The sequence below is a fragment of the Pseudomonas sp. Y5-11 genome (genome assembly GCF_022368695.1).
Taxonomy (GTDB): Bacteria; Pseudomonadota; Gammaproteobacteria; order Pseudomonadales; family Pseudomonadaceae; genus Aquipseudomonas; species Aquipseudomonas parakoreensis.
The window spans coordinates 4,285,405-4,297,789 of the sequence record NZ_CP058974.1 but is presented as its reverse complement, the minus strand read 5'-3'; the positions used below and the strand labels follow the sequence as shown (position 1 = coordinate 4,297,789).

The following is a 12,385-nucleotide window of genomic DNA, read 5'->3' as shown; positions in this document are numbered from 1 at the left end:
ACGCTGTCACGCCTGCTCGGGCTCGCGCTCCGCGAGGTCTTCGAGCAAGTCGGCTGATGGTACAAAAAACAAACCTCCGGTGACTGCCGTGCTGAAGTCCAGCAAACGGTCGTAGTTGCCGGCAGGTTTGCCGACAAACATGTTCTCCAGCATCTGCTCGATCGGTTCCGGCGAGCGCGCGTAACCGATGAAATAAGTGCCGAACTCGCCAGCCCCCGGGCGACCGAACGGCATGTTGTCGCGCAGGATCTTCTGCTCCTGGCCGTCCTTGGTGATGGTGGTCAGGGCGCTGTGGGAGTTGCTCGGCTTGACCTCCTCACCGAGTTCGATGTCAGCCAGTTTGGTGCGGCCGATCACCTTCTCCTGAGCCTCGACGCTCAACGCATTCCACGCCTGCATCTTGTGCAGGTACTTCTGCACCAGCACATAACTGCCGGATTCGAACGCCGGATCTTCGTTGCCGATCAGTGTGAAGTGATCGGCCTTGCGGCCCACCGGGTTCTCGGTGCCATCAACGAAACCGATGATGCTGCGCATGTCGAAGTAGCGGAAACCCTGCACCTCATCGACTACCGTGATAGCGCCGTTGATTGCGCTGCACAGCTGCGTGGCCAGTTCGAAACACAGGTCCATCTGCTCGGCACGGATGTGCAGCAGAATGTCCCCCGGCGTCGCCACCGCACGGCGGCCCTCGACGCCGAACTCACGAAACGGATGCAGCGAGGCCGGGCGCGGGCTGCCGAACAGGGAGTCCCAGGCGCTGGCGCTGAAACCGCAGACACACGACAGGTTGCCGTTGGGCACGCGTTTGCCGACCGAACGGGTGAGGGCGGCGATGTCGCCGCACCAGCCGCGCACCTGACTGGCGGCGTCGTTCCCGGGCAGCAACGTGGCGACGATGAAGATCGCGCTGCTGGTGATGGGGTTGCAGATCGCTTGCGGCTCGGGGGTATCCATTGCTGAGGTCATCGTCGGTTCCATATGCGCGGGGCCAAGGTCGGCGCTCAGTATGAAACCAAAAACGTTTCATCGGTATCTCAGAAACGCTCCAGTCGATAGGCCTCCTGTGCCGGCAAGCCAGCGTTTGCCGAAGGGGATACCAGCTGCGCGACCATTTGCGCCGTCACCGCCGCCTGCGTCAGCCCCAGATGCTGATGGCCGAAGGCGAGCAGCACCTTGCCGTCGCAAACCTGGTCGATGACCGGCAGCGAGTCCGGCAGCGACGGACGAAAGCCCATCCACGGCGTCGCGTCTTCAGCGTTCAAATCATGGCGGAACAAGCCCTTGCTCAAGCGATGCAATTGCCAGGCGCGCTGCATGAACGGCGGGCGCTGCAGGCCGGCGAACTCCACGGTACCGGCCAGGCGCAGACCGCCGGTCATTGGCGTCATGATGAACTTGCGCTCCAGTGACGTGACCGCAAACGGCAGGCGCCCGTGCTCGTGCGGCAACATCAGGTGATAGCCGCGCTCGGTGTCCAGCGGCACCTGCTTGCCGGTCAGCGCGGCGGTGAGCTTTGCCGAATGCGCACCACAGGCGATCAGCACCTGCCGCGCGCTGAAACGCCCCTGATCGGTAAGCAACGACACGCCATGCGCCTGCAACTGGCCGCCCTGAACGTCCTGCTGAATGAACTGCACGCCGGCCGTTTTCGCCGCACTCACCAGTTCACACACCACCTGATACGGGTCGAGAAAGTGCCCGGTACGCGGGTAGAACAACCCGCCCTGAATCTGCTCGCTGAGCTGCGGCGCGCGCTCCCTGACGACGTTGGCGGACCAGAAGTCCACCGGCACCTGCTGCTGACGCATGCGCGCCTGCAAGGCGTCGACGGCTTGACGCGATTCGGCACGCTCGAACACCAGCAGCGAGCCGTCCTCCTTGAGCAGGTCAGGTCGGGCGATGCTGTGCAGCAGGCGCTTCCAGGCGTCCAGACTGCTTTCGTTGAGCGCACGCAGGCCTGCGATGGTGCGCCGGAACGGCGCCGGACGCAGGTTCAGCAGCAGGCGGGTGAACCACGGCACGGCGCACGGCAGGTATTTCCAGTCCAGGCGCAGCGGGCCCATCGGGTCCATTAGCATCGCCGGCAGACGCTTGAGAATCGACGCGTCGGCAATCGGAAACACCTGCTCGGTGGCCAAGTGTCCGGCGTTGCCGAACGAGGCGCCATGACCGGGCGGCTGCTTGTCGATGACCACCACCCGTTTACCCTGACGCGCCAGTTGCAGAGCGCAGGCGACGCCGATGATGCCGGCACCGATCACGGCGATATCGGCGTGGTCCGCTGTGAGGTTGTCGGGCATGTTCAGGCTTCCCTCTGGCCGTCGAGCAAGCGCCGCAAGTGCAGCGGATTTGCCTGTTGCAACGGTAGCGGCAGCAAACCGTCAGGAAAGTCCTGATAGCACACCGGACGCAGGAAACGCAGAATCGCCGCGGTGCCGACCGAGGTGCTGCGCGCGTCCGACGTCGCCGGGAACGGCCCGCCATGCACCATCGCATCGCACACTTCGACCCCGGTCGGCCAGCCGTTGACCAGCAGGCGTCCGGCCTTGCGTTCCAGTGTCGGCAACAAGGCCCGGGCGCGATCCAGATCAGCGTCATCCAGTTGCAGCGTGGCGGTCAACTGGCCTTCGAGATGCTCGCAGACCTGACGGATTTCATCGTCGTTGGCGCAACGTACGATCAGCGACGCCGGGCCGAACATTTCACTTTGCAGGCGCACGTCAGCGAGGACGTTCTGCGCCTGAGTGAGGAACAACTGCGCTTGACACTGATTAGGGCCTTCAGCTGCAAGACCGCTCGCCAGGCGTTGTGCCTGCGGATGTTCGGCCAGCGCGCCGACGCCAGTTTCATACGCGCGGAAGATCCCTGGCGTGAGCATGGTCTGCGCGGGGCTGCGCTCGATCAGCTCGGCGGCAGCGGCGATGAAAGCGTCCAGCGCCGCGCCTTGGCGAGCGATGACCAACCCGGGATTGGTGCAGAACTGCCCGGCGCCCTGAGTCAGCGAGGCGACAAAGCCTTGCGCCAACGCCTCACCGCGAGCGGCTAGCGCTGCGGGAAACAACAACACTGGATTGATCGAACTCATTTCCGCGTACACCGGAATCGGTTCCGGCCGTGCCTGCGCCGCTCGGCTCAAGGCAAGGCCGCCACTGCGCGAGCCGGTGAAACCCACAGCCCTGATGCGCCAATCGCTGATCAGCGCAATCCCCACTTCATTGCCGGAACCGAACAGCAGGGAGAACACACCTTCGGGCAACGCGCACTTTTTCACGGCGCGAGCCAGCGCTTGGCCGACCAGTTCGCTTGTGCCGGGATGCGCGCTGTGCGCCTTGACGATCACCGGGCAACCGGCGGCCAGTGCAGACGCGGTGTCGCCGCCCGCCACGGAGAACGCCAGCGGAAAGTTGCTGGCGCCGAACACCGCCACTGGCCCCAGCGCGATCTGCCGCTGGCGCAGATCCGCGCGTGGCAGTGGCTGACGTTGTGGTTGTGACTGATCGACGCGAACGTCCAGCCATTCGCCAGCGCGGACGGTGCGGGCAAACGTGCGCAATTGTCCGCAGGTGCGTCCGCGTTCGCCTTGAATCCGTGCGCGCGGCAGGCCGGTTTCGGCCACGGCGCGGTCAATCAGCGCATCACCGAGGGCTTCGATTTCATTGGCGATGGTTTCGAGAAATTCGGCGCGAGCACTGAGGGACGTCTCGCGATATGGATCAAACGCTTGCCACGCGAGTTCGCAGGCCTGGTCGACATGCTCGCTGCTGCCCCCGGCGTACGCGGGTTCCAGCACCGTATCGGTGGCGGGATTGATCGCACGGATCGCTTCACGGCTGCCGGCAATGCCTTGGCCGCCGATCAACATGTGGCCTGTCAGAGTCATGGCGCTTCCTTGATAAAAGAGGTGAGGCCCCGATATCGCACCGGGGCAGGGACTGCGATCAGGCGAGGTTCTGCTCGGCGGACCAGTTTTTGTACCACTGACGGAACAGCGCGTACTGGGTCTCGGCGTAACGACGCTGGGCATCGCTCAAGGCGTCGGTTTCGTTGAAGTGCAGGGCGTATTCGCGGTCGCCGTTGAGCACCATCAGGTGCTTGTAATACAGCACCAGATCGCAGCCTTCATCGAACGACGACAGCACTGCCAGCGCTGCTTCCAGTTCGCGCGCCAGACGTCGGGCCTTGGCGTCGCCCTTGGCCGCTTGTTTGCTCAGCGCCACCAGTTGCAGGACTTCGCGCGGTAAAGCGTTGCCGATGCCGGTGATCGCGCCGGTGGCGTTGCAGTTGACGAAACCGTGCACCACTTGCGTATCGACGCCGACCATCAGGGTCACGGCATCGTCCTGCGAGGTGATGTTCTCGGCGGCGTAGCGCAAGTCGGCGCCGCCGCCGAATTCCTTGAAACCGATCAGGTTCGGATACTCGCGGCGCAGTTCGAAGAACAGCTCGGCGCGGGTGGCGAAGCCGTAGTAAGGGCTGTTGTAGATCACCGCCGGCAGGTTCGGTGCGGCCTTGAGGATCGCGGCGAAGTGGGCTTTTTGCGCAGTCGCCGAAGCACCACGGGACAGCACGCGTGGAATCACCATCAGGCCATGGGCGCCGACTTTTGCAGCGTGCGCGGCGTGGGACACCGCTTCACGGCTGTTGACCGCGCCAGTGCCGACGATGGTTGGTACCCCGGCGGCCACCAGCCGCGCCACGCCTTCCTGACGTTCGGCCTCGGTCAGCAACGGCCAGTCGCCCATCGAGCCGCAGTAAACCACCGCGCTCATGCCGATATCGATCAGTTCGCGACCTTTGGCGACCAAGGCGTCGAAGTCCGGTTTGCGTGCGGCGGTGCACGGGGTCATCAGCGCGGGAATGCAGCCAGTGAAGATGTTATCGCTCATTGTTGTAGCTCCTCGGGACATTCATTCAGATCGGTAAAAAAGCGGGGCAGGTCAGATGCCCCACGCGAAAGGGTCCTGCTCGTCGATCAGCAGGGTGGCGTCGGCGGTCATGTAGGCGCGCCCGGTGATGAACGGGCGCACGCGTTCGCCGTGCCATTCGAAGCGACCTTCGAACTGGCTGCCGGTGATGCTCGCTTGCGTCCAGACCTGGCCTTCGGCGAGTTTGCCGTCAGCGGCCAGGCAGGCCAGTTTGGCGCTGGTGCCGGTGCCGCAGGGCGAGCGGTCGTAGGCTTTTCCGGGGCACATGACGAAGTTGCGGCTGTCGGCGTGGGCGTCGTCGGCAAACAGTTCGACGTGGTCGATCAGCGCGCCGTCCTCGCCATGAATGCCCTGGGCTTCCAGGGCCTTGAGCATCGCCCAGGTGTAATCAGTGAGGGCCTCGACGTTGCTCATCCGCAGGTCCTGGTCGTGTTCGGAAACCAGGAAAAACCAGTTGCCGCCCCAGGCGATATCGCCGAACACGCGACCGTAACCGGGCACGTCCACCGGCACCTGTTTGCGGTAGCGGTACGCCGGGACGTTGCCCAGGGTCACCGCGCCGTCCTCGTGCAGGGTCGCGCTGACCGGCCCGACCGGAGTGTCGATCGTGTGCACGCCCGGTTCGATGCGGCCCAGATAATGCAGCGAGTTGACCAGGCCGATGGTGCCGTGGCCGCACATGCCGAGGTAACCGGCGTTGTTGAAGAAAATCACCCCGCAGGTGGCGTCCGGCGAGACCGGCGCGCAGTACAGCGCGCCGACCAGCACGTCGTTGCCGCGCGGTTCCAGCAGGCAGGCGCGGCGCCATTGGTCGTGGCCTTCGCGCAAGGCATCGCGCTGCTCGGCGATGCTGTTGCCGGGCAAGTCGGGGAAGCCCTTCATCACCAGGCGTGTGGGTTCGCCGCCGGTGTGGGAGTCGATGATGTGCAGTCGTTTCATGGTTCGTCCCTTGAGTGAAGGTCAGGCGTGAGCAGGGCGCTGGCCCGTTGCCGAATGGGTGGAGGATTCAGCGGCTTCACTTTCGTCGTCTTCGGTTTCCAGACGAATCAGGTGTGCCGGTACGCCGGTGGCCGCGCCCCAGTAGTAGATGCCCAGTGCACAGGCCGCGACGATCACCGTGTCGAACGGATGACTGAGCACGCCGATACCGCCAAAACTGCCAAGTTTGGAGAGGAGGATGGTCAGCGCGTAGAAGCCGATCAGCCACGCCGAAGAGCGCACTTGCTGGCCCAGATTCAGGTGCGCGGTCGGCACCATGCGCCCGCACAGCAGGTAGATCACGAACATCAGGATTTGCAGGCCGAGCAACCACGACACGGTGCCCCAACCCGACCAGTAGACGATCAGCGCGGCGATGATGAACGACAGTGGCCCGAGCACATTCATGCCCTTGACCCGGAACGGACGCGGCATGCCCGGCGCGCTGCGGCGCAGGGCGGCGACCGACACCGGGGCCACGGCGTAGCTCAATACCAGCGCGGCGGAGACCACGTTGATCAGCGCTTCCCACGACGGGAACGGCAGGGTCCAGAACACCGACAGGCCAAAGGTCAGCCACAGCGCGGGGCGCGGGATGCCGGATTTTTCATCGATGCGGGTGAAGATCTTGAAGAAGGTCCCGGTCTGCGCCCAGCCGTAGATCACTCGCGGCGTGGCATTCATGTAGATGTTGCCGCAACCGCTGGGCGAGATCACCGCATCGGCCACCACCAGATACGCCAGCCAGCCGACGCCCAGTGCCAGGGCGATGTCGCGATACGGCAGGGCCAGTTCCTTGGCGACACCGGCCCAGCCATTGGCGAGCATTTCGGTCGGGATACCGCCGAGGAACGCGGTCTGCAGCAGCACGTAGATCGCGGTGGAGAGCAGCACCGACAGGATCAGCGCAATCGGAATCGTGCGTTGCGGGTTCTTCACTTCACTGGCCACCGAAATGATCGGCGTCAGGCCCAGATACGCGAAGATCACCCCGCCGGCCGACACGGCCATTTCGATCCCGGACAGGCCGAACGGCGCAAAGCCGTGCACTTCGAAATTCGCCGGTTTGAAGAAGCTGAACAACACGCCGATCACCAGCAGCGGCACGATGAACTTGAACACGCTGACCAGATTGTTGGCCATGGCGAAGGTCTTCACGCTGCGGTAATTGAGCAGGAAAAACAGACACAACAACCCGAACTGCACGAACCAGCCGAGCACGGTCGGGTCGCTGGAGCCGACCTTGGTCAACTCGGGAAACCACGCTGCCGCATATTGCCGCGAGGCGACCACTTCGATCGCCACCAGACTGGAAAACGCAATCAGCGTAATGAAGCCCATCAGATAACCGAGCAGCGGGCCGTGGGAGTAAACCGGGTAACGCACCACGCCGCCGGCACGGGGCAGCGCGGCGCCCAATTCGCAGTAGACGATGCCCAGCAGCAACACGGCGAAACCACCGAGCAGCCAGGAAAAAATCCCCGCCGGGCCGGCGATGGCCGACACATGACTGGCGGCGAACAACCAGCCTGAACCGAAGATCGCCCCCAGTCCGATGAACGTGAGGTCTATCAGTGAAAGTTGTTTCTTGAACTTGCCTTGGCCTGTCATAGCGTCGCCTTCTTGTTGGTTGTTGGAGGGGCGTGCAGTGGCGCTACAGTGAACTTGTCAGGCGCTGCGCGATTGATGTTTTTTGCCGGTGTCGATGACGAAATCAGCACAATGGCCCATGGCAAGGCCCCGGCTCGACAGGCCGCCAGCCATCGGGCAATCTGCGCGCAAGCCAATGCGCACAGTGGGGAGTGACAGTCATGACGCAGAACGCGTTTGCGATCCTGAGCCAGCAGAACGAAGCGAGCCGAGCGCAATGCCTCGACGATCTGCTCGCCAGCATGGCGCTGCTGTTGCCCATGCTGGACGTGATTCCCAACGCGGCGATCTTCATCAAGGATCCGCAGGCACGCTACGTCATGGCCAACCAGACGCTAGTACAGCGCTGCGGTTTGAAAGACCTGCGACCGTTACTCGGCAAGACCAGCGCCGAAGTGTTTCCGGCGCAACTTGGCCCGGGCTACACCGAGCAGGATCGGCGCGTGCTGGAAGAGGGATTGGTGCTGGAGGATCAGCTGGAGCTGCATTTGTACGGCAGCCGCGAACCCGGCTGGTGCCTGACCCACAAGCGTCCGCTGTACGATCGTGATAACCGGATCATTGGCCTGGCGGGCATTTCCGTCGACCTGCAAACCGCCAGCGAAACCCATCCGGCGTATCAGCGACTGGCGGCGGTGGACGAGTACATTCGGGCGAACTTCAATCAGCGCGTCAGCCTGAGCGAACTGACACGCATCGCCGGAATTTCAGTGGCGCAACTGGAGCGCTACTGCAAACGGGTGTTCCACCTGACGCCGCGGCAGATGATCCAGAAAGTGCGTCTTGAGCACGCGCATCGGCTGTTGCATGGCGAGTTGCCGATCACCGAGGTGGCGCTGCAGTGCGGCTATACCGACCACAGCGCTTTCACCCGGCAGTTCAAGGCGTCGACCGGATTCACCCCGCGCCAGTATCGGTTGGCGACGGCGCAGTGAGGCTTGCCTGTCAGGCCTTGACCCAGCGCTGCCGGCTCCAGGCACTCAGCGAGTCCACGCCCAGCACCAGAATCAGCATCGCCAGAATCACCGTACTGGCCTGCGCTTCTTGAAACAGGCTGAGGCTGACATACAGCATCTGCCCCAAACCACCGGCCCCGACGAAGCCCAGCACGCTGGCCATGCGGATGTTGTTTTCCCAGCGATACAGGCAATAGGCGAGCAATTGCGGGGCGAGGTTGGGCAGGGTGCCGTAGCAGAAGGCGAGCACGGGATTGCCGCCTTGCAAACGGATCGCTTCGGCCGGTTCCGGCGGGGTATTTTCCAGCGCTTCGGCGAACAGTCGACCGAGCACGCCAGTGGTGTGCAAGGCCAGCGCCAGAGTGCCGGCATTCGGCCCGAGGCCGGCGGCGAGCACCATCAGCGCCGCCCACACCAGTTCCGGAATCGCCCGCAAACCATTGAGCAACAGGCGCGAAGCGCTTTGCAGCGGCCAGCCGAAACGCCCGGCCGCGGGCAGCGCGAGGAGAATGCCGAACACGGCCGCGAGCAGGGTGCCGAGGGCCGACATGGCGAGGGTTTCCAGCGCGCCCTTGAGGATCGCCTGCAAGTGCGTGACGCTCAGGTCCGGGCTGAGAAAGCGCTGCGCGTAGGCCCCCATCTGCTTGAAGCTGGTGGCGCTGCCCAGTTCACCGAGGTCGAGTTCGAGGTAGCCGAACGAGGCGATCACCGCGACGCCAATGCCGACGATCAGCAACAGATTGAACAGGCGATTCATGTCAGCCTCCAGCGCAACAGGCGGCTGAGTTGGTCGGCACCGAGTACCAGAATCAGGAACGTCAGCAACATGCTCGCCACTTCACCGCTGGCGAACATGCGCAGCGACAGGTCGATCTGCTGGCCGAGGCCACCAGCGCCGACAAACCCCATCACCACCGAGGCACGAATCGCGCACTCCCAGCGATACACCGTGTACGACAGCAACTCGGCCGCGACATTGGGCAGGATTCCGTAGGCAAAACCGGCGAGCCGTCCGCTGCCGGCTTGCATCAAGGCATGCGCCGGACGTTGGTCAGTGGACTCGAAGATTTCCGCGTAGACCTTGCCGAGCATGCCGCTGTAGGTGATCGCGATCGCCAGTACACCCGCCGCCGGGCCGAGGCCCACGGCACGCACGAACAGCAGCGCCCAAACGATTTCCGGCACGCTACGCAAAAAGATCAGCAGCCCGCGCACCGGCCAGCGCAGCAAGCGCCCGAGCCGACTGGGAATACCGCTGCGGGACGCCGCCGACAACGACAGCGCGCGGCTGGCTATCAGGCTGGCCGGCACCGCCAGCAGCAACGCCAACGCCATGCCGGCGGTGGCGATGGCCAGGGTTTGCAGGGTCGCCTTGAGCAGTAACTGGAGAAAATCGTGGTCATGCGCCGGAGGCCAGAACCCGGAAATGAAGCGGCCCATTTCGGTCTGGCTGTCGCTGTGCAGCAGCACGCCAAGGTCCAGTTCGCTGAGCTGGATGCCCGGCCACAGCAGGGCAATCGCCAGCAGGGTCAGCAGCAGTCGCGGCGCAGCGGCCGGGTCGCGGGAATCAGCCGTCAGCATCGCGGGATCTGCACAATCAGCGGCGCACTGGGCGTCGTCGGGCTTTGCAATTGCTCATTGGCGTACAGCGTGTCGAGCATTTCGCGGCTGACCTGCTCGGCCGGGCTGTCAAACAGGATCTGGCCGTCGCGCAAGCCGATGATGCGCGGAAAGTGTGCCAGCGCCAGTTCCACCGCATGCAGGCTCGCCACCAGCGTGACGTTATGCGCCCGCGCGTGCTGCGAGAGGATCGACAGGGTGTGCCCGGCGAGCACCGGGTCCATCGCCGACACCGGTTCGTCCGCCAGCAGAATCTCCGGTGCCTGATACAGCACCCGGGCAATGCCCACGCGCTGCAATTGGCCGCCGGACAATTGCTGGCAGTAAGCGAAGAGTTTGTCGCTCAGATCCAGGCGGGCGAGGGCGGCACGGGCACCGGGAATATCCGTCGGATGCAGCAGATTGAGCAGGCTCTTGCCCAGACTCCACTGCCCGAGTTTGCCGGCCAGCACCGCCGTCACCACGCGCTGGCGCGGCGGCAGCGGGGGTGCTTGGTGCACCAGGCCGATGCGCGCACGCAGGCGTTGCCGTTGACGGGCGGGGAGGTGCCAGGGGCGTTCACCGAGCACCTCGATTTCACCGCTGCTGGGGCGTAACGCGGTGGCGAGCAGGTTCAACAGGCTGGATTTACCGGCCCCGGACGGACCGATGATCGCCACCTGTTCACCCGCCGCAATCTGCAGATCGACGCCACGTAGTGCGTCGACCCCATTGGCGTGGTGCAGGCGGCCTTGTTTGAGGCTCAGGGTCATTTCAACAGATCGGCGGCGCGAGCAGCTTCCTCGATGCCCTTGTAGTTCTCGGGCTTGGTGTCGATGAAACGGCTGGCCGCCTGCAGATCAAGAATCTTCTTCTGCTCCGGGTTGGCCGGGTCGAGGTCGAGGAAGGCTTTCTTGATCTTCGCCGCCAGTGCCGGGTCGAGGGTGCCGCGCACGGTCCAGTTGTAATCGAAGTAGGCCGGGGTCGTGGCGAACACGTGCATCTTGCTGGTATCGACCTTGCCGGCGTCCACCAGTTTCTGCCAGACGCTGGCGTTCAGCACACCGGCATCGACCTTGCCGGCCTGGACCCAGGCGACGGTGGCGTCGTGCGCACCGGAGTAGGCGACGCGGCTGAAATAGGCTTCAGGCTTGATGTTGTCGTTCTTCAGCATGAAGTAACGCGGCATCAGGCTGCCGGAGGTCGACGACACGGAGCCGAAGGCAAAGGTCTTGCCCTTGAGGTCGGCCAGGCTCTTCACGTTCGGGTCGGCAGTGATGAACTTGCTGGTGAACTGCGCATCCTGCTCGCGCTGCACCAGCGGAATCACCGGGGTGGTGGCGTCGGTCTTCAGGCGTGCCTGAACGAAAGTGAAACCGCCCAGCCAGGCCATGTCGAGGCGATCGGTCGCCAGCGCTTCAACCACTGCCGGGTAGTCGGCCACCGGAACGAACTGCACTTTCATGCCCAGTTGCTGCTCCAGATAGGCCCCCAGCGGTTCGAATTTGCGCAGCAATTCGGTCGGGGCTTCATCGGGAATTGCACTGACCCGCAACACATCGGCGGCATGCGCCACCAAAGCAGAAAAAGACAGGGCCAGACCAGCAGTCAGTGCCAGGGTTCGTTTGAGCATGGAAATCTCCGTTTCATGAGCGTCGCATTCTAAGCGCCACCGGGCGCGGTGTCGCGCCCGGGCGCTCAATCAGGTTAGACGAAACGGCGAGGTTATACGCAGCCGCACTGTCAAAGGCCAGCAGCGGTGTCCGGGGATGTTTTACCCGAGGTTACGCTGCAGGATTTTCCGGCAGTCTGGCAATCACCTTGATCTCGAATTGAAACCCGGCCAGCCAGGTCACGCCGACCGCGGTAATCGTCGGATACGGCGCGCTGCCCCAGAATTCCGGGACCACGGCCCAGATGGTTTCGAAGGTCGCTTGCGGATCGATCATGAACACCGTGACGTCCACCGCATCGGCGAAGCTGCAACCGGCGGCCTCGAGGATCGCATTGAGGTTGTTGAAGGCCAGGCGTACCTGGTCCTGCAGATCCGGCTCCGGCGAACCGTCTTCACGACTGCCGACTTGCCCGGAGACGAACAGAAAACCGTTGGAACGAATGGCCGGTGAATAACGATGACGCTCGTAAAGCGCATGGCGGGCAGGCGGGAAAACAACGTCGCGTTGGGTCATGGGTGTCTCCATCATTATTTGGTGATTGTTGATGGAGTGACTTTAGGGGCTTGCGCAGGGGTGATAAACGCGCAACCTTGGCGTT

12 protein-coding genes are annotated in these 12,385 nt (G+C 63.8%); 1 reads left to right on the top strand and 11 read right to left on the bottom strand.

Features of this window, described 5'->3' with window-relative positions; genetic code table 11:
- Positions 1-6 precede the first annotated feature (6 nt).
- The 6 genes from HXW87_RS18830 to HXW87_RS18805 form a co-directional block, all read right to left on the bottom strand.
- A complete protein-coding gene (locus HXW87_RS18830) occupies positions 7-969 on the bottom strand; it encodes a Dyp-type peroxidase (protein WP_239777376.1) in 963 nt (320 codons plus the stop codon).
- A 68-nt stretch (positions 970-1,037) separates the two neighbouring features.
- Positions 1,038-2,303 (bottom strand): FAD-dependent oxidoreductase, encoded by a 1,266-nt coding sequence (locus tag HXW87_RS18825; RefSeq protein WP_131670309.1) that lies wholly within the window; start codon positions 2,301-2,303, stop codon positions 1,038-1,040.
- A 2-nt stretch (positions 2,304-2,305) separates the two neighbouring features.
- On the bottom strand, positions 2,306-3,883 hold the full coding sequence (locus HXW87_RS18820) for an aldehyde dehydrogenase (NADP(+)) (protein ID WP_239777374.1): 1,578 nt from the start codon (positions 3,881-3,883) through the stop codon (positions 2,306-2,308).
- 58 nt (positions 3,884-3,941) lie between these two features.
- Positions 3,942-4,889, bottom strand: a complete 948-nt coding sequence (locus tag HXW87_RS18815; RefSeq protein WP_047294039.1) for a dihydrodipicolinate synthase family protein — start codon at positions 4,887-4,889, stop codon at positions 3,942-3,944.
- A gap of 51 nt (positions 4,890-4,940) precedes the next feature.
- Positions 4,941-5,867, bottom strand: a complete 927-nt coding sequence (locus HXW87_RS18810; RefSeq protein WP_131670311.1) for a 4-hydroxyproline epimerase — start codon at positions 5,865-5,867, stop codon at positions 4,941-4,943.
- A gap of 21 nt (positions 5,868-5,888) precedes the next feature.
- Positions 5,889-7,517 (bottom strand): APC family permease, encoded by a 1,629-nt coding sequence (locus tag HXW87_RS18805; protein WP_239777372.1) that lies wholly within the window; start codon positions 7,515-7,517, stop codon positions 5,889-5,891.
- A gap of 200 nt (positions 7,518-7,717) precedes the next feature.
- On the opposite strand from HXW87_RS18805, the gene HXW87_RS18800 reads away from it, so the two are divergent.
- Positions 7,718-8,491 carry an AraC family transcriptional regulator gene (locus HXW87_RS18800; RefSeq protein WP_047294045.1) on the top strand — a complete coding sequence of 258 codons (774 nt, stop codon included), beginning with the start codon at positions 7,718-7,720 and terminating at the stop codon, positions 8,489-8,491.
- A 10-nt stretch (positions 8,492-8,501) separates the two neighbouring features.
- Here the strand turns inward: HXW87_RS18800 and phnE are convergent, their stop codons facing one another.
- The 5 genes from phnE to HXW87_RS18775 all read right to left on the bottom strand — a co-directional run bounded on the left by phnE (position 8,502) and on the right by HXW87_RS18775 (position 12,300).
- Complete coding sequence (phnE, locus tag HXW87_RS18795) at positions 8,502-9,269, bottom strand: phosphonate ABC transporter, permease protein PhnE (protein ID WP_239777370.1); 768 nt, start codon at positions 9,267-9,269, stop codon at positions 8,502-8,504.
- Entirely contained in the window at positions 9,266-10,093 is an 828-nt protein-coding gene (locus tag HXW87_RS18790) for an ABC transporter permease subunit (RefSeq protein ID WP_047294048.1), read from the bottom strand. Before HXW87_RS18790 ends, phnE begins: the two co-directional genes overlap by 4 nt.
- The gene (locus tag HXW87_RS18785) at positions 10,087-10,884 is read right to left on the bottom strand and encodes an ATP-binding cassette domain-containing protein (RefSeq protein ID WP_239777368.1); all 798 of its coding nucleotides are present in this window, start codon (positions 10,882-10,884) and stop codon (positions 10,087-10,089) included. The genes HXW87_RS18790 and HXW87_RS18785 overlap by 7 nt, the downstream gene beginning before the upstream one ends.
- The gene (locus HXW87_RS18780) at positions 10,881-11,744 is read right to left on the bottom strand and encodes a putative selenate ABC transporter substrate-binding protein (RefSeq protein WP_239777364.1); all 864 of its coding nucleotides are present in this window, start codon (positions 11,742-11,744) and stop codon (positions 10,881-10,883) included. Before HXW87_RS18780 ends, HXW87_RS18785 begins: the two co-directional genes overlap by 4 nt.
- A gap of 151 nt (positions 11,745-11,895) precedes the next feature.
- Positions 11,896-12,300 carry a RidA family protein gene (locus HXW87_RS18775; protein WP_047294050.1) on the bottom strand — a complete coding sequence of 135 codons (405 nt, stop codon included), beginning with the start codon at positions 12,298-12,300 and terminating at the stop codon, positions 11,896-11,898.
- Positions 12,301-12,385 lie beyond the last annotated feature (85 nt).